The sequence below is a fragment of the Streptosporangium sp. NPDC020072 genome (assembly GCF_040631445.1).
In the GTDB taxonomy this organism is placed as follows: domain Bacteria; phylum Actinomycetota; class Actinomycetes; order Streptosporangiales; family Streptosporangiaceae; genus Streptosporangium.
Window position 1 is genome coordinate 397,099 of the sequence record NZ_JBEYAB010000005.1, and the last position, 21,178, is coordinate 418,276.

At 70.1% G+C, this 21,178-nt stretch carries 19 protein-coding genes; 10 read left to right on the plus strand and 9 right to left on the minus strand.

Features of this window, described 5'->3' with window-relative positions:
• Nucleotides 1-10: 10 nt before the first annotated feature.
• Entirely contained in the window at nt 11-1,006 is a 996-nt protein-coding gene (gene ligD / locus ABZ470_RS14270; RefSeq protein ID WP_352011309.1) for a non-homologous end-joining DNA ligase, read from the minus strand.
• A 370-nt stretch (nt 1,007-1,376) separates the two neighbouring features.
• Here ligD and msrB point away from each other — a divergent pair, with 370 nt between their 5' ends.
• Nucleotides 1,377-1,778, plus strand: coding sequence for a peptide-methionine (R)-S-oxide reductase MsrB (gene msrB, locus ABZ470_RS14275; RefSeq protein ID WP_352011308.1), 402 nt, complete (start codon nt 1,377-1,379; stop codon nt 1,776-1,778).
• Between the two features lie 227 nt (nt 1,779-2,005).
• Here msrB and ABZ470_RS14280 read toward each other — a convergent pair whose 3' ends face one another.
• From ABZ470_RS14280 to hemG, 3 genes are all read right to left on the minus strand, one after another.
• Nucleotides 2,006-2,629 carry a hypothetical protein gene (locus ABZ470_RS14280; protein ID WP_352011307.1) on the minus strand — a complete coding sequence of 208 codons (624 nt, stop codon included), beginning with the start codon at nt 2,627-2,629 and terminating at the stop codon, nt 2,006-2,008.
• 63 nt (nt 2,630-2,692) lie between these two features.
• A complete protein-coding gene (gene hemQ, locus ABZ470_RS14285; protein ID WP_352011306.1) occupies nt 2,693-3,400 on the minus strand; it encodes a hydrogen peroxide-dependent heme synthase in 708 nt (235 codons plus the stop codon).
• Complete coding sequence (gene hemG, locus ABZ470_RS14290; RefSeq protein WP_362911599.1) at nt 3,397-4,836, minus strand: protoporphyrinogen oxidase; 1,440 nt, start codon at nt 4,834-4,836, stop codon at nt 3,397-3,399. Before hemG ends, hemQ begins: the two co-directional genes overlap by 4 nt.
• A gap of 132 nt (nt 4,837-4,968) precedes the next feature.
• Here hemG and ABZ470_RS14295 point away from each other — a divergent pair, with 132 nt between their 5' ends.
• A complete protein-coding gene (locus tag ABZ470_RS14295) occupies nt 4,969-5,922 on the plus strand; it encodes a DUF4349 domain-containing protein (protein ID WP_362911600.1) in 954 nt (317 codons plus the stop codon).
• A 5-nt stretch (nt 5,923-5,927) separates the two neighbouring features.
• Here ABZ470_RS14295 and hemE read toward each other — a convergent pair whose 3' ends face one another.
• Entirely contained in the window at nt 5,928-6,965 is a 1,038-nt protein-coding gene (hemE, locus tag ABZ470_RS14300) for a uroporphyrinogen decarboxylase (RefSeq protein ID WP_362911601.1), read from the minus strand.
• 626 nt (nt 6,966-7,591) lie between these two features.
• Here hemE and ABZ470_RS14305 point away from each other — a divergent pair.
• Entirely contained in the window at nt 7,592-8,188 is a 597-nt protein-coding gene (locus ABZ470_RS14305; RefSeq protein ID WP_352011302.1) for a DUF3000 domain-containing protein, read from the plus strand.
• Entirely contained in the window at nt 8,185-9,411 is a 1,227-nt protein-coding gene (locus ABZ470_RS14310) for a ribonuclease D (protein ID WP_362911602.1), read from the plus strand. Before ABZ470_RS14305 ends, ABZ470_RS14310 begins: the two co-directional genes overlap by 4 nt.
• 72 nt (nt 9,412-9,483) lie before the next feature.
• Here ABZ470_RS14310 and ABZ470_RS14315 read toward each other — a convergent pair whose 3' ends face one another.
• Both ABZ470_RS14315 and ABZ470_RS14320 read right to left on the minus strand, forming a co-directional pair.
• On the minus strand, nt 9,484-9,825 hold the full coding sequence (locus tag ABZ470_RS14315; RefSeq protein ID WP_352011720.1) for a YciI family protein: 342 nt from the start codon (nt 9,823-9,825) through the stop codon (nt 9,484-9,486).
• Between the two features lie 195 nt (nt 9,826-10,020).
• Nucleotides 10,021-10,653: a DUF1524 domain-containing protein gene (locus tag ABZ470_RS14320; protein WP_362775521.1), complete on the minus strand. Its 633-nt coding sequence runs from the start codon at nt 10,651-10,653 to the stop codon at nt 10,021-10,023.
• Between the two features lie 413 nt (nt 10,654-11,066).
• On the opposite strand from ABZ470_RS14320, the gene ABZ470_RS14325 reads away from it, so the two are divergent.
• From ABZ470_RS14325 to ABZ470_RS14335, 3 genes are all read left to right on the plus strand, one after another.
• On the plus strand, nt 11,067-12,266 hold the full coding sequence (locus ABZ470_RS14325) for a thiolase family protein (protein ID WP_362775519.1): 1,200 nt from the start codon (nt 11,067-11,069) through the stop codon (nt 12,264-12,266).
• Nucleotides 12,263-14,347 (plus strand): 3-hydroxyacyl-CoA dehydrogenase NAD-binding domain-containing protein, encoded by a 2,085-nt coding sequence (locus tag ABZ470_RS14330; RefSeq protein ID WP_362911603.1) that lies wholly within the window; start codon nt 12,263-12,265, stop codon nt 14,345-14,347. The genes ABZ470_RS14325 and ABZ470_RS14330 overlap by 4 nt, the downstream gene beginning before the upstream one ends.
• A 108-nt stretch (nt 14,348-14,455) precedes the next feature.
• Nucleotides 14,456-14,845, plus strand: coding sequence for an SSI family serine proteinase inhibitor (locus ABZ470_RS14335; protein WP_362775515.1), 390 nt, complete (start codon nt 14,456-14,458; stop codon nt 14,843-14,845).
• 4 nt (nt 14,846-14,849) lie between these two features.
• On the opposite strand, the gene ABZ470_RS14340 is transcribed toward ABZ470_RS14335, so the two are convergent.
• Nucleotides 14,850-16,337 (minus strand): amino acid permease, encoded by a 1,488-nt coding sequence (locus ABZ470_RS14340; protein WP_362911604.1) that lies wholly within the window; start codon nt 16,335-16,337, stop codon nt 14,850-14,852.
• 142 nt (nt 16,338-16,479) lie between these two features.
• Here ABZ470_RS14340 and ABZ470_RS14345 point away from each other — a divergent pair, with 142 nt between their 5' ends.
• Nucleotides 16,480-17,160: a VTT domain-containing protein gene (locus tag ABZ470_RS14345; protein ID WP_362911605.1), complete on the plus strand. Its 681-nt coding sequence runs from the start codon at nt 16,480-16,482 to the stop codon at nt 17,158-17,160.
• Here ABZ470_RS14345 and dxs read toward each other — a convergent pair.
• A complete protein-coding gene (gene dxs / locus ABZ470_RS14350) occupies nt 17,105-19,039 on the minus strand; it encodes a 1-deoxy-D-xylulose-5-phosphate synthase (RefSeq protein ID WP_362775511.1) in 1,935 nt (644 codons plus the stop codon). The two genes, ABZ470_RS14345 and dxs, sit on opposite strands and share 56 nt — an antisense overlap.
• 119 nt (nt 19,040-19,158) lie before the next feature.
• On the opposite strand from dxs, the gene ABZ470_RS14355 reads away from it, so the two are divergent.
• A complete protein-coding gene (locus tag ABZ470_RS14355; RefSeq protein ID WP_362911606.1) occupies nt 19,159-20,115 on the plus strand; it encodes a neutral zinc metallopeptidase in 957 nt (318 codons plus the stop codon).
• A 190-nt stretch (nt 20,116-20,305) separates the two neighbouring features.
• A complete protein-coding gene (locus ABZ470_RS14360; RefSeq protein ID WP_362911607.1) occupies nt 20,306-21,076 on the plus strand; it encodes a neutral zinc metallopeptidase in 771 nt (256 codons plus the stop codon).
• Nucleotides 21,077-21,178 lie beyond the last annotated feature (102 nt).

Below are 21,178 nucleotides of genomic sequence, written 5' to 3' on the forward strand. Positions count from 1 at the left end.
GGCCGGTGGATCAGTCTCGCGCCTTGCTCGGCTGCACCCGCTTCGGCTCGCCGGGCATCTTGGGGTAGTTGGGGGGATAGGGCAGGTCCTGCGCGCCGTCGCGTTCGTACCATTCGAGCAGTGGCTCGATCGAGAAGGCCTGGTCGTCGATCGCGGCGTGCACGTCGCCCAGCTTGGCGAAGCGGGCCGGAACCGTACGGATGTCGAAGTCGCGCGGGTCTGCGTCGGCCAGCTCCTCCCAGGTGAGCGGGGCCGAGACCGGGGCGTTCGGCCTGGCCCGCACCGAGTAGGCGGCGGCCAGGGTCCGGTCGCGGGCGTTCTGGTTGTAGTCGATGAAGATCCGCTCGCCCCGCTCCTCCTTCCACCAGGCGGTGGTGGCCAGGTGGGGCACCCGGCGCTCGACCTCGCGGGCGAGGGCGATGCCGGCGTGACGCACCTGGACGAAGTCCCAGCGCGGCTCGATGCGCACGGCCACGTGGACGCCCCGGCCGCCCGAGGTCTTGGCGAAGCCGGTCACGCCGAGCTCCTGGAGGATGTCGCGGACCGTGAAGGCCACCTGCCGCGCCTGCGCGAAGCCCGTTCCCGGTTGCGGGTCGACGTCGACGCGCAGTTCGTCGGGGTGCTCGGTGTCACCGGAGCGCACCTGCCAGGGGTGGAAGTCGATGGTGCCCAGGTTGGCGCAGTAGGCCAGGGAGGCGACCTCGGTCACGCACAACGCGTCGGCGGTGCGCCCGCTGGGGAAGCGGACCGTGGCCGTGCGCACCCAGTCGGGCCGTTTGACGGGCATCCGCTTCTGGTAGATCTCCTCTCCCTCGACCCCGTCCGGGTAGCGCCTGAGGTGGGTGGGACGGTCGCGGAGGGCGCGCAGCGCCCCCTCGCCCACGCTCACGTAGTACTCGACGAGCTCCCGCTTGGTCACCCCGATCTCGGGGAAGTAGACCTTGTCGGGATTGGTGACCTTGATCACCCTGTCTTCGACAGTGAGTTCGATGTACGGCGACGGCATACGTCCGACCGTACCCCTTGTGAGCCCTCAGGGGCCCGCTCCCACACGACGGGCCGCAGGGCGGGTCCGTCCCGGAGCCGCCGCGGCGGCGGGACCGCGTACTCGACGGGACGGACCACGTGACCGTCCGCCTGCTCTCCGGTCCGAGCGCTGGCGCGTCACCCGGCCGGCGGCGTTCTTCGGCCGTCCTGTTGATCCTCGGACGACCGGGCGGACGGTCTCACCCTTCAGCAGGAAGGCGAAATACCCCCCACATCTCTAAAGACGCCAAAACCGGCATAAATGGATGCTTCGCCTCCAAGATTTTTTCCTCCCGGGTGTACGGCGGGAACCACCCGGGGACACCGCCGGGAGCGCATAGGCTTGAGGGATGGAAAAGGTGGTCAAGAGCGACGCCGAATGGCGCGTCCAGCTCTCTCCCGAGGAGTTCCACGTGCTCCGCCAGGCGGGCACCGAGCGCCCCTTCACCGGTGAGTACGTCGACACCAAGACCGAGGGCGTCTACAGCTGCCGGGCCTGCGGGGCCGAGTTGTTCCGCTCGGACACCAAGTTCGACAGCCACTGCGGCTGGCCCAGCTTCTACGAGCCGTCGCAGTCGGAGGCGGTGACCCTGATCGAGGACCGCTCGCTGGGCATGGTCCGGGTCGAGGTCCGGTGCGCGACCTGCGACTCCCACCTCGGTCACGTCTTCCACGGCGAGGGCTACGGCACCCCGACCGACGACCGTTACTGCATCAACTCCGTGTCCCTGCGGCTCGAACCCGCCGAATAACCGGCGCCCGGCGCCCCGCGACGCGATCCCCCATGGGGAGCGCGGGAGCCCGGCACGGCACGGCGCCATAACTCAAAGTACGCTACCGCCTCCGCAACGTGTTCTTGCTCAGGGAGCAACCGTGCACCTCCGGCACAGGTGGGAGATCGTCGAGACCATTGGCCGGGTGATCACCCAGCGCTGCAGGATCTGCGGCAGGACCAGGGTCCGGGTGAGATGACCCGTCGTCACTTCGGCTCGGGGTAGGTGAGGCGGCAGTCACGGTCCTTGGAGCCGATGATGTTCGCCAGGACGGGGTTGCCGTTCTCGCCGAACCTCGCCTGGACGAAGACCACCGGGTTCGGATCGCCGACCTCCCCGACGAGATAGTCACGACCCGTCTCGCAGAGCTTGAGGGCCTGCTTGGAGTTGCTCGCGGAGTCGGGAAGGTCGGTGTAGATGCGCAGGTAGCCGCCGACGATCCGGATGTCCTTCAGACGCTTGGTCGCCTTGTGCTCGACGAAGTAGGCCAGCGCCTGCTTGTCGGTGTGCTTGGACAGCCCCCCGGCCTTGGCCTCCTGCCCCTTCTTCGCCTTACGCGGCTTGTCGGCCGTGGCCTTCTCCGCGGCCTTCCCGGTGGCCTTCCCAGGGTCCTTCGCCGGATCCTCCGTCTCGGCGGGCGCCGCCACGGGGGCGGTCACCAGCGCCCGCCCCATCTCCTGCTCCTGCGTGCGCGCGCCCGGCCGCAGCAGCGAGCCGCCGAGCACCAGCAGCGCCGCGACCAATGCGGCCGCCCCGACCAGCGCCCGGAGCGTCCCCGGGAGACGGGACCGGCTCCGGCTCCTCCTGCGGCGGTTCCCGCCCGTTTCCATCCTCGGCCTCACAGACGGCGTCGTTCTCCCCGGGCCTCCCCCGGGGGCGGTGTCATGGCGCCGCTACGGCAGCGCGGCGATCAGCTCTCCGGCCGGCTTGCGGACGCCCGTGTAGAAGGGGATCTCCTCCCGGGTGTGCAGCCGTGCCCGCGCGCCCCGCAGGGTTCGCATGAGGTCGACGATGCGGTGCAGTTCGTCGGCCTCGAAGGCGAGCATCCACTCGTAGTCGTTCAGCGCGAAACAGGCGACGGTGTTGGCCCTGACGTCGGGGTACTCCCGGGCCATCTTGCCGTGCTCGGCCAGCATCGCACGGCGCTCGGCGTCCTCCAGGAGGTACCACTCCAGGGAGCGGACGAACGGGTAGACGCAGACGTATCCGCGTGGCTCCTCCTCGGCGAGGAAGGCCGGGATGTGCGACTTGTTGAACTCGGCGGGCCGGTGCAGCGCCATGACCGACCAGACGGGCTCGGCCAGCCGCCCCAGCTCGGTGCGGCGGAACCTGGAGTAGGTCTCCTGCAGGTCGTCGGCGGACGGCGCGTGCCACCAGAACATGAAGTCGGCGTCCGCGCGGAACCCGGCGACGTCGTACAGACCCCGGGTGACCACGTCCTTCTCCGCCACCTGGGCCAGGAGGTCCTCGACCTCGTCGGCCATGCCCTCGCGGTTGGCCGGGCAGCGCTCGCGCAGCCGGAAGACCGACCACATGGTGTAGCGGATCACCTGGTTCAGGTCGCGTGCCTTCGGCCGCGGGTTCCCGTCCGTCGTCCTCACCCCTTCGTCAGCGAATCAGCTTTCCCATGCCATTGTCCCGCCGGATCCAGGTGGTCCAGAATCCGGGCCGCCGCGGTACGGGCGGTCGCGACGCAGGCGGGGACGCCGAGGCCGTCGTAGGCGGCGCCGCACACGGCCAGGCCGGGCTGCGAGGCGACGGCCGCGCGGATGCGGGCCACCCGGTCGAGGTGGCCGACGTCGTACTGCGGCAGGGAGCCGCCCCAGCGGGTCACCCTGGAGTCGCGGGGCAGCCCGCGCGCCCCGGCGACCTCGGCCATCTCCTCCACCGCCAGGGCGACCAGGTCGGCGTCGTCGCGCTGGAGCAGCGCCTCCTCGCCCAGGCGGCCGACGGAGCAGCGCAGCATGACCAGATCGGGGTCTGCCTCGGCCAGGTGCGGCCACTTGACCGAGCTGAACGTGGCGGCCTTGACCGCGCGCCGCTCGACGGGCGGGACCAGGTAACCGCTGCCGGTCGGCGGTACGGGGAAGGCCGCCCTGGGGTAGGCGAGCGTGACGACGGCCATGCTGGCGTACTCGATCCTGGCCAGCTCGGCCGCGGCCCCGGGCACCTCGGCCGCGAGCAGGCGACCGGCCGCCGGAGCAGGCACCGCGACGACCACGGCGTCCGCCTCGATCACCTCGGGCTCGGGCACCGGCCCCGCGACGAGACGCCAGCCGCTCTCGGTACGGCGCAGCTCCCTGACCGTGACACCGGTCCTGATCTCCGCGCCGGAGGCCTCGGCGACGGCCGCGGGCAGGGAGCCCATGCCCCGGTGCAGCGTGGTGAAGACCGGCCCTTCCTTCCGCGCCCCGGTGACGATCTCGCGGGCGGCGGTGAGCAGTGACCGCTCCGACCTGGCCGCTGCGGCGATCCCGGGCATCGTCGCCTCAAGCGACAGGCGCTCGGCCCGGCCCGCGTAGACGCCGCCGAGCATCGGCTCGACCAGCCGCTCGACGACCTCCTCGCCCATCCTGGCCCTGATGTAGGAGGCGACGGAGACGTCGGTCGTGACGAGGGTGGCGGGCAGGACGCGATCCAGTGGGACACGCGCGAGACCGGCGGGGCTCAGCACCCCCGACCTGACCAGCGCGGCCAGGTCCGAGGGGACGCCCATGACCTGCCCCGCGGGCATGGCGCGCAGCGCGCCCCTGCTGAGGATGGCCGCCTGGGTCGTCGCGGGGTCGCGTAGCTCCCCGCCGAGGCCGACGTCCTCGGCCAGTGCCCTGCCCTCGGGGCGCCGCGCGAGCATGGCCTCCGCTCCGGCGTCCACCTGGACACCCGCAACCTCGGCGGCGAACAGCTTGCCGCCGATCCGCCGGGCGCCGTCGAGCACGGTCACCCGGACGCCCTCACCGCCCTGCCTGAGGTACCACGCGGCCGCCAGACCCGCGATCCCCCCGCCGACGACCACCACATGGCACCGGTTGCCTTCCATGACTCCTGACCGTACCTCCCGCCATGGCCGCCCGCGTGTCTCCCCCCGTCCCGTGGCGGGCCGTACCGGAACGTGATGCCATCGTGATCCCCCCGGCAAAACCACGCCGCCGCCGGGGCCGTCTCCAGGGGCATGAGAAAACTCGCGTACGGCGTGTGCGTGACGGCCATCGCGCTGTCCCTGTCCTCCTGCGCCGGACAGAGCATGCGATCGATCCCGGACTCGGGTGGCTCCGCCGAGAACCAGGCCGCACCGGCGATGGCCGAGTCGTCCCCCCGGCCGAGGAAAGAGGCCGCACCCAAGCGGGACGAACAGGTGAAGCTGGTCGCGCAGGATCGGGCGATCATCTACACGGCCGAGCTGACCGTCCGCGCCAAGGACGTCGTCGCCGCGGCCGACACGGCGCGGCGGATCGTCACCACGGCGGGCGGCTACCTGTCCACGGAGAAGTCGGACACCGGCTACGGTGACCGCGCCTCGACCAGCCTGACCTTCAAGGTCCCGCCCTCGGCCTACCCGGGGGTACTGCAGCGCCTGGGCGGGGAGCTGGGCAGACGGGAGTCCCTGCAGCAGAACACCGAGGACGTCACCGAGCAGGTCGCCGACGTGGAGAGCCGGCTGCGGTCGTCGCAGGCCGCGCTCGACTCGCTGCGCTCCCTCATGAAGAAGGCCAAGACGATCGGTGAGGTGCTGGACGTCGAGCGGGAGGTCTCGGCGCGCGAGGCCGACCTCGAATCCCTCCAGGCCCGGCAGAAGACGCTCGCCTCGCAGACGAGCATGGCGACGCTGACGCTGAACCTGATCGGTCCTGAGGTCACCGTCGAGGAACCGGAGGAGGAGTCCCCCGGTTTCCTCGGCGGTCTGCGCTCCGGCTGGCGGTCCCTCGTCTCGGCCGTCGGGATCGGCCTCGTCGTGCTGGGCGCGCTGCTGCCCTGGCTGGCCGTACTGGGCCTGGTCGGGCTGGCCGTGGTCCTCCTGCGGCGCCTGTTCAGGGGCGGGTCCGCGCCCGCCGCACCGGATCGGGAGCCGGTCGAGCCCGCCGAGCCCGCCGGGGTCTCCGGGCCGGCTGAGACCGAGGAGACCTGACGGCCTCAGCGGGTCGAGGCCTCGTGGACGAAGTCCGTCAGGCGGGCGAGCTGGTCGGGATCGGTCGAGGGCAGCACGCCGTGGCCGAGGTTGAAGACGTGCCCCTCGGCCTTGGCGCCGCGCGCCAGGATGTCGGCGGCCCTGCGTTCGACGACCTCCCACGGGGCCAGCAGGATCGCCGGGTCGAGGTTGCCCTGCAGCGCCCTGCCCGGCCCGACGCGCCTGGCGGCCTCGTCGAGCGGGACCCGCCAGTCGACGCCGACCACGTCCGCCCCGGCCTCGCCGAGCAGCCCGAGCAGCTCGCCGGTGCCGACGCCGAAGTGGATGCGCGGGATGCCCAGGTCGGCCAGTTCCTCGAAGATCCGGGTGGTGTAGGGCATGACGAACTCGCGGTAGTCGTCGGGCGCCACGGCGCCGACCCAGGAGTCGAAGAGCTGTACGGCCGAGGCCCCGGCGTCCGCCTGGACGCGCAGGAAGCCGACGGTGATGCCGGTCAGCCGCTCCATCAGGGCGTGCCACAGGTCGGGCCTGCCGTACATCATGGCCTTGGTGTGGTCGTGGTTCTTGGAGGGGCCGCCCTCGATGAGGTACGAGGCCAGGGTGAACGGCGCGCCCGCGAAGCCGATGAGGGGGGTCGAGCCCAGCTCGACGGTCAGGGCGCCGACGGCCTCGGTGACGTAGGAGACGTCTCCGGGTTCGAGCGGGCGGAGCCTGCCGATCCCCGCGGCGTCCCTGATCGGCTCCGCGACGACCGGGCCGACGCCGGGCTTGATGTCGAGGTCGATCCCGATCGCCCTGAGCGGCACCACGATGTCACTGAAGAAGATCGCCGCGTCGACGCCGTAGCGGCGCACGGGTTGCATGGTGATCTCCACGATCAGATCCGGGGTCGCGCAGGCGGTGAGCATGGGCACCTCACCGCGCACCGCCCGGTACTCGGGCAGCGAACGACCGGCCTGCCGCATGAACCACACGGGAGTGCGGGAGACGGGCTGGCGGCGGCATGCGCGCAGGAACGGAGAGTCGGCGAGCTCGGGAGTCACCCCACCAGGGTGCCATGCCGGTGACACGGTCCGTTCTTCACGGCTGCTGAGCGTCGTTCTGGGTATGAAATCACCGGTTATTAAATGAGATCACACCTAACAACACCCAGACAGCTTCAAGTCATGATGACGATAGGGTTCTACCCGTTTCGAGCGCTTCGTCCGCCGCCCCACCGGCTGGAATCCTGGAGCGGAGCGCCCCGGGAGGCTCCGGGCCGCGCGAAGCGATCATGTTTCCGGGTACAGTTCCTCCCATTGACGAACCTGACCCAGCCCTCGGCTGAGCCAAATGTTCGCCAAGTCACCGCGCGGCATCATTCCGGCACCACTTTCGGGACACGCCGAGCACGTTGCGCGGAAATGTCGGCGCGACGTGCCAACGTCGGACCACGACCCGACGAAAGGCCTGTGCGATGTCCACGATGTGGAGTTCACCTGAGCACCGCGGTGAGCACTGCGCTTCCTGTGCCGACGAGCGGGTGTCCGGGCAGCCCCCCCATGCCTTCCCCCACTACGCGGACGTGCCCGCCCCCCACCGGGCGGCGGCAGTGGCTTGATCGGTCCCGATGGCTCCTACACACACCCCAGTGGTCCCCATGCGTTCAGTTCCGACCTACGCTTCCGGTATGACCGCCGGTGACGCGCCGCCCGCTCCCGCCGCCTTCACGCGCGCGGCAGCCAGCATGCGCCCCACCGAGGTCAGACCGGAGATCGAGCTGGAGGACATCCCGGCGCCACAGCGCCTCGCCCCCTACTCGGCCGCCATCGGCGCGTCGGTCTACCGCGACGACGACGAACTCGCGGTCGGCCGTCTCATCATGCTCTTCGACCCGGACGGCCAGCGCGGCTGGGACGGCCAGTTCCGGCTGGTCGCCTACGTCCGGGCCGACATGGAGCCCGAGATCACCGAGGATCCGTTGCTCGGCCCCGTCGCGTGGAGCTGGCTCACCGAGTCACTCGACGCGCACGGCGTCGCCTACGCCGCCGCCGGAGGCACCGTCACCAAGGCGGTTTCCGAGGGCTTCGGCAACAAGGACGGAGATCCGGTGACCACGGAACTGGAGCTGCGCGCCTCCTGGTCTCCGCTGGAGGAGGACCTCTCCGGCCATGTCGCCGCCTGGTGCGATCTGATGTGCCTGGCGGCCGGTATACCACCCCTGCCACCCGACGTGGCGAGCCTGCCGCCACGCCGTCGCGAAGATCCGGAGTCCTTCCGAACGTGACCGACGAGACAACCATCGTTCCGCTGCTGGAGCCGCGAGAGGGAATCCCACCCGTCATCGAGGACGAAGCCGACCTCGCACGTGTCGTGCGCGCCTTCGCCGAGGGCACCGGGCCGGTCGCCGTCGACGCCGAACGCGCCTCGGGATACCGCTACAGCGGACGTGCGTATCTGGTACAGCTGCGCCGCGCCGGTGCGGGCAGCGCGCTGATCGACCCGACCCACTGCCCCGACCTGTCCGGGCTCGACGAGGCGCTCGCCGACGCCGAGATCGTGCTGCACGCCGCCTCCCAGGACCTGCCGTGCCTGGCCGAGCTGAACTTCCATCCCCGGGAGCTGTTCGACACCGAGCTGGCCGGGCGGCTGCTCGGCTACGAACGGGTCGGCCTGGGGATGATGGTGGAGAACGTCCTCGGCCTGAGGCTGGAGAAGGGTCACTCGGCCGCCGACTGGTCGACCCGGCCGCTGCCCGAGGACTGGCTGCGTTACGCGGCGCTCGACGTCGAGGTCCTGGTCGAGTTGCGTGACGTCCTCTACCAGGAACTCGACGCCAGCGGGAAGCTGTCCTGGGCCCAGGAGGAGTTCTCCGCGGTGCTGGCGCACAAGTCCCCCGCGCCCCGCTCCGACCCGTGGCGGCGCACCTCGGGCATCCACAAGGTCCGCTCGCTGCGCGGGCTCGCCGTGGTCAGGGAGCTGTGGACGCTCCGCGACCGGCTGGCCAGGGACTCCGACCTCGCACCCGGCCGGGTCCTGCCCGACGCGGCGATCGTCACCGCGGCCCTGGAACAGCCCCGCACCACCAAGGCGCTCACCGAGATCCCCCCGTTCACCGGCCGTAGCGCCCGCAGGCACCTGCGTGACTGGCTGGCCGCGATCGGCAGGGCGCGCGCGCTGCCCGAGGCTCAGCTCCCGCAGCCGAGCGCGCCGGGTGACGGACCGCCGCCCGCCAACCGGTGGATGGACCGTGACCCGGCCGCCGCGCGACGCCTGGCCGCCGCGCGGACCGTGGTGGCCGCGCTCGCCGACGAGCACCACATGCCGACGGAGAACCTCGTCCAGCCGGACGCCGTCCGCCGCCTGACCTGGGAGCCTCCGGCCGTCATCGACGACGAGACCGTCGCGGCCCGGCTGCGTGAGCTGGGCGCGCGGGAGTGGCAGATCGGGCTGACCGCCCACCCGATGGCCAAGGCGCTGCGCCGCCTTGAGACCAAGGGCGAGGCCTGATCCAGGCCGTTCGCACGGCTGTGCCCCTCGGGGCCGTTTTCGGCTGAGGCCGTCACGGCCCGAGGGGCGCCGTCATTTCGGGGGTTCGATCGGCCGGATCTCCACCGCGCAGATCCTCGCGTCGGGCCAGCGGGCGGCGATCTCCAGGGCGCGTTCCTCGGTGGCGCAGTCGATCACGCAGTAACCCGCCAGATGTTCCTTCGCCTCGATGAACGGCCCGTCGGTGATCATCGGGCCCCCGTCCCGCACCCGGACGGTCCTGCCCCGTGACCTGTCGGCCAGGGCGTCCCCGCCGGCCCACTCCCCCGAGGCGGTCAGTTCCGCCGCCAGTTTTCTGGCCTCGTCCATCAGGCCGTCCTGTTCCGCGTTCGACAGGACTTCCCAGGTTTCGGGATTGTTGTAGATCATCAGCATGTACTTCACGCGTGCGTTCCTCGCTGTCACGGCACCTGGAACGGGCATCTGTTCACAGGGTTGTCGAAGCGGTGGACGGTAGCAAGGCCCGCTTTTCCGGCGAAAGTGAAACGGCACTCCGGAAACGCCCGATTTCACCGTCTCCCTCGGTACGGCCGTCGCCCGTCGTGGGGCGGCGGCCGTACCCGGAGAGGGTCAGCAGGAGGAGAGCATGTCCTGCAGGGCGGCCTTCTCCGAGCTCTGCAGGGTCAGGTCGTAGGCCCACTTCACCTGGATCCAGGCCGAGGCGTAGGTGCAGCGGAAGCCGGGCAGGGAGGGCTGCCAGGTCGAGGGGTCCTGGTCGCTCTTCTGCTGGTTGACGTTGTCGGTGACCGCCCACAGCTGGGGACCGTCCAGGTCGTTGGCGAAGGCCTGCCGCTGGGCGGTGGTCCACGCCCAGGCCCCCGACCGCCACGCCTCGGCGAGCGGAACCATGTGGTCGATGTCGATGTCACTCGCGGCGGTCCAGGTGGCGCCGTCGTAGGGGGAGTACCAGCTTCCCGAGACCGCCGCGCAGCTGGAGTTGACGACCACACCGGAGCCGTCCCGCTTGAGCACGGTCTCTCTGGTGTTGCACGTGCCGCTGATGGTGATCCAGTGCGGGAAGAGGGTGCGGCTGTAGGTGTCCTGGTGCGACTCGCTCTCCACGGTGAGCGTGTCGAGCCTGGCGGCGGCGGTGGACGGCGAGGGGATGCCGGGCGGGACGGCCCATGCCGTACCGGTGGTGAGGGTGGAGGTGAGGAGAACGGCGGTGAGGGCGGCGAGAGCCGCGGTGACGACTCGTCTCACGAGTGGCCCCTTCTGTCTCCCGCCCCGGCCAGTGGGAGGTCTGGGCTTCACGAGGCGGGAACAGACGGAACTTCTCAAGCGAGAATAACCACACAAATATCAGTGTTTGACGATGATATGGATATCGATTAGGCGGATAATGCCGCCAACCATCCAAAAAGGAACCTCTACCTGCGGCGACACCCGAAAAGGTCGTCGGACGGATGCCTTTTATCACCCCAAACAGGGAGCGAATTTCCGGTTAATCGATATTTCCGAGAAATACCCTCAATCGTCATCTCAATTTGAAATCCGATATATCAGCATCCGCTCGATGTCCGCCGCGACAGGGACGTGGCGCGCCCGGTCGTGCCAGGGGTTGTTACCGACGAGTAGCATGGACGGGTAGCCACCCAGCAACGAGGAGCGAACCCGTGCCTTCGTCTCGTGACGTCGTATTCGTCGACGGTGTGCGCACGCCCTTCGGCAAGGCGGGCCCCAAGGGTCTGTACGCCGAGACACGCGCAGACGACCTGGTGATCCGTGTCATCCGCGAACTGATGCGGCGCAACCCGAACCTGCCGCCCGAGCGCGTCGACGAGGTGGCGATCGCGGCCACCACGCAGATCGGCGACCAGGGCCTGACCATCGGCCGTTCGGCCGCCGTTCTGGCCGGGCTGCCCAAGACGGTGCCCGGTTACGCGATCGACCGGATGTGCGCGGGCGCCATGACCGCGGTGACCTCGGTCGCCGGGGGCATCGCCTTCGGCGCCTACGACGTGGCCATCGCCGGGGGCGTCGAGCACATGGGCCGCCACCCGATGGGCGAGGGTGTCGACCCCAACCCCCGCTTCCTCGCCGAGCGGCTCGTGGACGGCTCCGCCCTGGTCATGGGCATGACCGCGGAGAACCTGCACGACCGTTACCCGTCGATCACCAAGGAACGCGCGGACGCCTTCGCCGTCGCCTCCCAGGAGAAGGCCGCCAAGGCCTACGCCGACGGCCGCATCCAGCCCGACCTCGTCCCCGTGGCGACCCGCTCGGCAGAACGGGGCTGGGGGCTGGCCACCGCCGACGAGGCTCCCCGCCCCGGTACCACCCTCGACGGGCTGGCCCCGCTCAAGACCCCCTTCCGCCCGCACGGCCGGGTCACCGCGGGCAACGCCTCCGGCGTCAACGACGGAGCGACCGGCTGCATCGTGGCCGCCGCCGACGTCGCCGAGGAGCTGGGCCTGACGGCCAGGATGCGCCTGGTCTCCTACGCCTTCGCCGGTGTCGATCCGGAGGTCATGGGGATCGGCCCCATCCCCTCGACGGAGCGCGCGCTGCGCCTGGCCGGGCTCTCGGTCTCCGACATCGGCCTGTTCGAGATCAACGAGGCCTTCGCCGTGCAGGTTCTGGCCTTCCTCGAACACTTCGGCATCGCCGACGACGACCCCAGGGTCAACCCGTACGGCGGCGCCATCGCCTACGGCCACCCGCTGGCCTCCTCGGGGGTGCGGCTGATGACGCAGCTGGCCCGTCAGTTCGGTGAGCGCCCCGCCGTACGGTACGGCGTGACCACGATGTGCGTCGGCATGGGCATGGGCGGAACGGTCGTCTGGGAGAACCTCGCCTGGGAGGGCACGAAGTGACCGACAACGGAAGCAACCTCGAAGAACTGTTCCCCGACGAGGTCGTCACGAAGGCGATCGTCCACGACGTCGAGCTGCCCTACGGCGCCGGCCTCATGGCGCTGATCACCCTGGACAACGGCTTCGACCACACCAAGCCGTCCACCTTCGGCCCGGCGGGGCTCGCGTCGCTGGGCGAGGCGCTCGACGCGGTCGCGGCCAGGAACGACCTTGCGGCCGTCGGCGTCGTCGGCAAGCCGTTCATCTTCGCGGTCGGCGCTGACCTCAAGGGCCTCCCGGTGATCACCGGCCGGGAGCAGGCGTTGCGGATCGGCGAGCTCGGCCACCGGGTGTTCCGCCGCCTCGGCGAGCTGGACGTGCCGTCGTTCGCGTTCGTCAACGGCGCGGCCATGGGCGGCGGCCTGGAGATCGCCCTGCACTGCACCTACCGGACCGTCTCCTCCGGCGTGACGGCCGTCGCTCTGCCCGAGTGCTTCCTCGGCCTGGTACCCGGCTGGGGCGGCACCCAGCTGCTTGCCCGCCTCGTCGGCCCGACCGCCGCGATCAGGCTGATCATCGAGAACCCGCTCTCCCAGAACCGCATGATCAAGGGCCGGGAGGCCTTCGAGGCGGGCGTCGCCGACGCGATGTTCGAGCCCGCCGACTTCCTTGAGGAGTCGCTGCGCTGGGCGGCCCGGGTGCTGCGCGGCGAGGTGACCGTCTCCCGGACCGACCACACCGCCGATGACTGGTCCAAGACCCTCGCCGACGCCCGCTTCCTGGTCGACATGAAGCTGCGCGGCTCCTCCCCCGCCCCCTACCGCGCCCTCGACCTGATCGAACTGGCCCGTACCGCCTCCCGCGACGAGGGTTTCGCCGCCGAGGACCGGGCCCTGGCCGACCTCCTCATGGGCGACGAGCTGCGCGCGGGCCTGTACTCCTTCGACCTGGTGCAGCGCAGGGCCAAGCGGCCCGCCGGGGCCCCGGACCGGGAGCTGGCCCGCAAGGTCACCAAGGTCGGCGTCGTCGGCGCGGGCCTGATGGCCTCCCAGATGGCGCTGCTGTTCGCCCGCCGTCTTGAGGTTCCGGTCGTGCTGACCGACCTGGACCAGGACAGGCTGGAGCGGGGCGTCGGCCACGTGCACGCCGAGATCGACAAGCTGCTCGGCAAGGGCCGGTTGTCCGCCGACCAGGCCAACCGGCTCAAGGGCCTGGTGACCGGCTCGCTGACCAAGGACGCCTTCGCCGACGCCGACTTCGTGATCGAGGCGGTCTTCGAGGACCTCGGGGTCAAGAGGAAGGTGTTCGCCGAGGTCGAGGAGGTCGTCTCCGCCGAGTGCGTGCTGGCGACCAACACCTCCTCCCTGTCGGTGACCGAGATGGCCGCGGGCCTGCGGCACCCGGAGCGGGTCGTCGGGTTCCACTTCTTCAACCCGGTCGCCATGATGCCGCTGCTGGAGATCGTCCGGGGCGCGGAGACCGACGACGCCGCCCTGGCCACGGCCTTCACCGTCGGCAGGACGCTGAAGAAGTCGTCGGTGCTGGTCAAGGACGCGCCCGCCTTCGTGGTCAACCGGCTGCTCACCCGGTTCATGGGCGAGGTCATCGCCGCCGTCGACGAGGGCACCCCGCTTGAGGTCGCCGACCACGCGCTCGACGGGCTCGGCCTGCCGATGACCCCGTTCACGCTGCTCCAGCTCGTCGGTCCCGCCGTCGCGCTGCACGTCGCCGAGACCCTGCACGCCGCCTTCCCGTCCCGCTACGGCGTCTCGGAGAACCTCGCCCGGCTGGTGGCCGAGGGCAGGCCGGGGGTCTACGCCCCCGACCTGTCGCTGGACCCGCAGGCCACGGCCCTCTTCTCCGGCGGGTCCTCCCCCTCGACCGCCGAGGAGGTACGGCTTCGCGCCCTGCGCGCGCTGGCCGAGGAGATCCGTCTCATGCTCGACGAGGGCGTGGTCGCCGCGGCCCAGGACATCGACCTGTGCATGATCCTCGGCGCGGGCTGGCCGTTCCACCTGGGTGGCGTCACCCCTTATCTCGACCGTACGGGCGTCGCCGAGCCCCGTTTCCTTCCTCCCGGCGTCGCCTCCGTCCCGGCGTGACGCCTACGGTGGCCGCCCCGCACGGGGCGGCCACCGCCGGGTGATCCTTGGGACGATCCGGTTGCGATCTTTGCCCGGGGGCGGGAGTGACCGGGAACAACGGATGGCATGAGAACCGTCAAGATCGTGTCCGCCGTCCTGACGTTCGCCGCCGCGGCCGCGCCGTCCGCGCTCTCCGGCGCGGTCTCCGGGGCGCTCCCCGCCTCGGCGGTCGTGCTGAGCCTGTCGGTCGGCGGCGGTCCCGCCAGGAGCGTCCTGCTGCGCTGTGGCCGGGCCGAGTCCCGCCCCTCCTTCACCACCGCCTGCGGCATGCTCGGGAGGTTCGGGGGCGACCTGGCGAGGATGACCTACGACGTCGACAGGATCTGCGGCCGGAAGCACGTGGCGCACGCCGTGAGCGCCTCAGGGACATGGGAGGGCAGGCCGGTGCGGTTCGAGCACACCTATGACAACCGGTGTGAGATGACGGCCCTCACCGGCCCGGTGTTCTCCTTCTGACCTGCTACGAGCCGGTCTCGGCCGAATGGGCGACGCGGCTGTGGCGGTAGCCGTACAGGGCGTAGATGACGACTCCGATGATCATCCACACCACGAACCTGAGCCAGGTCTCCACCGGCAGGTTGAGCATCAGATAGAGGCAGGCCAGCACCGACAGGATCGGCACCAGCGGTACCAGCGGCGTACGGAACGAACGCGGCAGATCCGGACGGGTCCGGCGCAGGATGACCACCGCGATCGAGACGACCACGAACGCGAAGAGCGTGCCGATGTTGACCAGCTCGGCGATCGTGGACAGCGGGACCAGCCCCGCCAGCACGGCCACGACGACGCCCATGATGATCGTGATCCTGGCCGGGGTGCCGAACCTGGGGTGGACCCTGGCCAGGCTCCGCGGCAGCAGGTTGTCGCGGGACATCGCGAACAGCACCCGCGACTGGCCGAGCATGAGGATCATCACGACGGTGGTGAGACCGGCCAGCGCGCCGACGCTGATGAGCGTGGCCGCCCAGGTCTGGCCGACGGCCTTGAAGGCGTCCGCGAGCGGCGCGGCCTCACTGAGTTTGGAGTACGGCTGCATGCCGACGACGACCAGGGAGACCGCGACGTACAGGACCGTGCAGATGGCCAGTGAGGCGATGATGCCGATCGGCAGGTCGCGCTGCGGGCGGCGGGTCTCCTCCGCGGCGGTCGCGACGATGTCGAAGCCGATGTAGGCGAAGAACACGATCGCCGCCGCGCCGAAGATGCCGAAGACACCGAAGGCGACCGGTGTGACCCCGAACAACACCTGGATCAGCGGCGCGGCCAGGCCCTCGACCGCGGGCGTCTGCTGCGCCGGCGGGACGAACGGCGTGTAGTTCTCCGCGTTGAGGAAGAACAGCCCCGCGACGATGACCAGCAGCACCACGGCGACCTTGATCGCGACGATGATCAGATTCACCCGGGACGACAGCTTGACCCCGGCGACCAGGACCGCGGTGAGGATCAGCACGATCAACGCGGCCGGCAGGTTGAAGGCCGCCCCCTCCCCCGCGATCGCATCGGGCAGATGTATCCCGTAGGAGCTCAGCAACGACGTCAGGTAGCCCGACCAGCCGACCGCGACGACCGCGGCCGCCAGGGCCATCTCCAGCGTCAGGTCCCACCCGATGATCCAGGCGGGGAACTCGCCGAGTGTGGCGAAGGAGAAGGTGTAGGCCGAACCGGCGACGGGCACGGTCGAGGCGAACTCTGCGTAGCAGAGCGCGGCCAGCGCGCAGACGACTCCGGCCACCACGAACGACAACGCGACCGCGGGTCCCGCCAGGTCTCTGGCGACCCGCCCGGTGAGCACGAAGATTCCGGTGCCGACGATGACGCCGATCCCGAAGACCGTCAGGTCGAGCGCGGAGAGATCCTTGCGAAGCCGGTGCTCGGGGGCCTCGGTGTCCCTGATCGACTGCTCGACCGACTTTACGCGTAATACTCCTCTGGCACGTTGCGCACCCATGGGGTCCTCCTTGACCATCCACAGTCGCCCACCTTTATGGAGCAAGTCATGCCCAACCGATCAGTCGCTGAACGGTGATACTCGGGGTTCTTTAGGGGAAAATCCCGATGTCCGCCTGCCCGTCCAGAGGAAGCATGGGGTCATGCTCTTGGACACGCTGGGCCAGCTGGACCCATTCCTGGTCGGCGCGGTGCTGCTGGCGCTGCTCACGCTGGACGGTTCCCTGCTGATCGGGACCGTGGTCCCCGGGGACGCCGCGATCGTCGTGGCGGGAACCGCGCTGACCGGCCCCGCCGAGATCGCGGTCGCGGCGCTGGCCGGGGTCGTGGGCTGTTTCCTCGGCTCGACCGGCGGCTGGCTGATCGGCCGCCGGTACGGCTCGCGCGTGCGTCACAGCAGAGCGGGCCGGTGGATCGGCGAACGCCGCTGGAGCAGGGCCGAGCGGGTGGCCATGAGTGAGGGAGGCGGCCCCGCCCTGGCCGCCTCCTACTTCCTGCCGCTGGTCAACGGGCTGACCCCGGTCCTGGCGGGGAGCCTCGGCGTGCCGTACAGGAGGTTCATCCGCTGGGCGGTTCCCGGCAGCGCCCTGTGGGTGACGACCTATCTGACGCTCGGCTCCGTGGCGGGCACCTTCGCCCGTGAGCACCAGCACCTGCTGGTGCCGATCGCCGCCTGCGCCGCCGTACTGGCCGTCGGCCTGTTCGTGATCGTACGGCGCAGCCGCGCCGCCAGGGCGGCCGTCTCACCGGCCGCCGAGGCGACGGCGGTCAGCGGGCCGGCTGGTTCTCCAGAGCCGGAGAGCGCCGCGCGACCGCCTCGGTGATCTGGCGGGCGATGTCCTGCGCGGTCAGCCCGATGTCGCCGAGGATCTTCGCCCGCTTCGCGTGGTCGAGGAAGCGCTGCGGGATGCCGTGGGTGCGGACCGGAACGTCCACGTCGGCGTCGCGCAGCACCCTGGCCACCGCGTCGCCGACGCCGCCGACCCGGCCGTTGTCCTCGACGACCACGACCAGCTTGTGCGCGCAGGCGGCCTTGACCAGGGCCTCCTCGTCGAGAGGCTTGACCCAGCGCGGGTCGACCACGGTCGCCGAGATGCCCTGGGCGTCGAGCAGCGCGGCCGCCTCGACGCACAGCTCGGCCATCGGGCCGACGCAGACCAGCAGCACGTCGGAGTCGCCGCCCTGCCGCCCCTGGCGCAGCACGTCCATCTCGCCGAGCCGTCCGACCGCCTCGATCTCCGTGGACACCGGCCCCTTGGGGTAGCGGACCACGCTCGGGCCGTCCTCGATCGCGACCGCCTCGGCCAGCAGCTCGCGCAGGCGCGGCTCGTCACGCGGCACGGCGATCGACAGGCCGGGGACGACCTGCAGGATCGACAGGTCCCACATGCCGTTGTGGCTGGCACCGTCGTCACCGGTCACACCCGCCCTGTCGAGCACGACGGTGACCGGCAGGCGGTGCAGGGCGACGTCCATGAGCAGCTGGTCGAAGGCCCGGTTGAGGAAGGTCGAGTAGAGCGCGACGACCGGGTGCAGCCCGCCGAGGGCCAGGCCCGCCGCGCTGGTCAGCGCGTGCTGCTCGGCGATGCCGACGTCGTAGAGACGCTCGGGGTAGGCCTCGGAGAACGGGATCAGGCCGACCGGGCCGAGCATCGCGGCGGTGATGGCCACGATGTCCTGGCGTTCTGCGGCCAGCCGTACGATCTCCTCGCTGAAGACGTTGGTCCAGCCGTGCGGCTTGGGCTTCTCCTCGCCGGTCAGCGGGTCGAAGGCGCTGGGCGAGTGGAAGCGGTCCTCGTCGTGGTTCTCCGCGAAGGAGTAGCCGAAGCCCTTCTTGGTCAGGACGTGCACGATGACCGGGCGGCGGAAGTCGCGGGCCTTGCGCAGCGCGGCCTCGACGGCCTGCTCGTCGTGGCCGTCGACCAGGCCGATGTACTTCAGGCCGAGGTCCTCGAACATCACCTGCGGGGCCAGGACGTCCTTGATGCCCTTCTTCACGCCGTGCAGCGCGTCGTAGACCGGGGAGCCGACCACGGGAACCTTCGCCAGGTTGTCCTTGACGAACTCCAGCATGTCCTCGTAGCGCTGGGTGGCGCGCAGCGAGGCCAGGTGCGAGGCGAGACCGCCGATGGTCGGCGAGTAGGAGCGGCCGTTGTCGTTGACCACGATGATCAGCGGCAGGTCCTTGTGGGCCGCGATGTTGTTGAGCGCCTCCCAGGCCATGCCGCCGGTGAGCGCTCCATCGCCGATCACCGCGACGACCGTGCGGTCGTTCTCGCGGCGCAGCCGGTGGGCCTTGGCCAGGCCGTCGGCGTAGGACAGCGCGGTCGAGGCGTGCGAGTTCTCGATGACGTCGTGCTCGGACTCGGCCTGGCTGGGGTAGCCGGACAGGCCGCCCTCCTGCCGGAGCCGGTCGAAGTCCGCCGCCCTGCCCGTGAGCATCTTGTGGACGTAGGCCTGGTGGCCGGTGTCCCACAGGATGCGGTCGCGCGGGGAGTCGAAGACCCGGTGCAGCGCGATCGTCAGCTCGACCACACCGAGGTTGGGGCCCAGGTGACCGCCGCCACGCGCCGTCGAACTGATCAGCAGATCCCGGATCTCCGCGGCGAGCCGGGGCAACTCGTCCGCCCCCAGCGCCTTCAGGTCCCGTGGTCCCTTGACCGAATCCAGCAGACTGCCAGGCCGTCCGGTCCGCTCGCTCACGGAATCATCCCCTCTGTCGGTCAGCGTCAGAGCCGAGTCTAGTTCGCATGACGGACACCTCCCCCGGGGACGGCGATTCTGCACACTTTATCCACACTTGCAATACCCTTTGCCTCACCATGCGCACTTCCCCCTCCGGGCAACAACCATCACTCACCACCGCGATCACGGCATCTCTCCTGCTCGTGGTCGTCGGCGCCGTGAGTGCGTGCGCTCCCATCGGTCCCTTCACCGGCCCCCTCGGTGGCGCCAAGCCCGCCACGGCCGCCTCGGCCACCACGAACCTCAGCACCCCCGCGGCCGACTCACCGGCGGCCAAGCCGTCTCCCCAGCCCTCCCGGCTCTCCGGGGGCGCGCAGCGGGAGGCGCCCACCGGGCGCGCCGCCGCCACGACCAGCCCCCTCTACCGGGTGCGTGGCGTCTCCTCGTCCTCACGGTGCCTGGCGGGGGGAATCCGCGAGGGAAGCGCCTCCTCGTACCGGACGTTCATGACCCGCATCACCCGCTGTCTCGACCGGGTGTGGAGGGCGCGGCTCACCGCCGCCAGCCTGCCCTTCTCCCGCCCGGCCCTGCGCTTCACCACCACGACCAAGGTGACCAGCCCGTGCGGGCGGTGGCCGGCCAAGGCCGCGGGGTTCTACTGCTCGACCAACCGCACGATCTACATCGGTGTGCTCCGCGAGGCGCTGAGCAACCCCTACCCGATCAACCACGCCCAGTTCATGGCCCACGAGTACGGCCACCACGTGCAGAAGCTCATGGGCGTCATGGACTACTACGGCAGGAGCGTCTGGAACGCCAGGCTCTCGACCAAGCTCGCCTTCTCCCGCCGCCTCGAACTGCAGGCCGACTGCCTGGGCTCGGCCTTCCTCCGCCAGGTCTCCGCCGACCTGTCCGTCGAGCAGGCCGACTGGGACTCGATCATCGAGTGGGTCACGGCCAACGGCCACAAGAACTGGATCAGGAACGACCACGGGAAGGGTCGCAGCCAGGCCTACTGGATGCAGCGCGGCTTCGAGGTGGGTTCCCCGTCGGCGTGCAACACCTGGTCCGCCTCCGCGAGCACGGTCTCCTGACCTCTTCCGTCGTTTTCCGGATTTTTCGCGTTATCTCTTCGGATGCCTCTTATCTCAGCTTTCGGTCGTCTTTAAACCGCCCTCGGTCCGCCTATCAGGCTTAACATCCGATATCCCCCGTTTCGTCGACCATACCCACCAGGGGCATTTCGCTTTACCCCCCTCTTTACCTCCATTAAGGTTCGGGATCATGCGTATCCCCGCCATCTCCCTTGTTTCCGGTGTGCTGGCGAGCCTGCTGTTCGCCGGTACGGCCGGCGCGGCCCCCTTCGCGCAGGCGTCCGTGAGCAAGGACCCCACGAAGAGCAACCCGATCTACGACAGCGGGCGGTTCAGGATCAAGTCGTGCGACGAGCAGCCGACCCAGCCCGACGACCTCGACGCTGCCCGGGTCGATCTGGAGTTCCTGCTCGACTGCCTGAACACCGGCTGGGGAGACCATCTGACCGAGGCGAATTTCTCGTTCTCCAAGCCCAAGCTCGTCACGACCACCCGGACGGACCTGCAGACCGGCTGCGGCAAATACCCCAAGACCGCCCAGGCCGTCTACTGCCCGAACAACCAGAGGATCACCTTCCGGCTCGACCGGGACATCCTCTCCAAGCAGACAGAGCTGCTCCTGTTCGCGACGATCGCCCACGAGTACGGTCACCACGTGCAGCAGCTCACCGGGATCATGACGTCGTATCTCAACCGCAAGTACAGGAACAAGGCGGCGGAACTCGACGCGACCCGCAGAATGGAGCTCCAGGCCGAGTGCTTCGGCGGCGCCTTCATCGGAAGCGTCTGGATGTCCCTCGGCCGCCACAAGAGGGACCTGGACTACATGATCAAGGTCGCCATCGGCAACGCCACCCACGGCAAACACGCCAACATCGCCTACTGGATCCGCCGAGGCTTCGCCGCCGACTCCCCCGACGCCTGCAACACCTTCACCGCCCCGGCCTCCAAGGTCGCCTGACTCCGTTCATCTTCGAGGGGCGTCGTCCAGCCGGGTTCTGCCCCTCAGAACGGGGCTGTTCGATCGGCATGCGCGGTCCTGCCTCTTGGCCTGGGCACACGG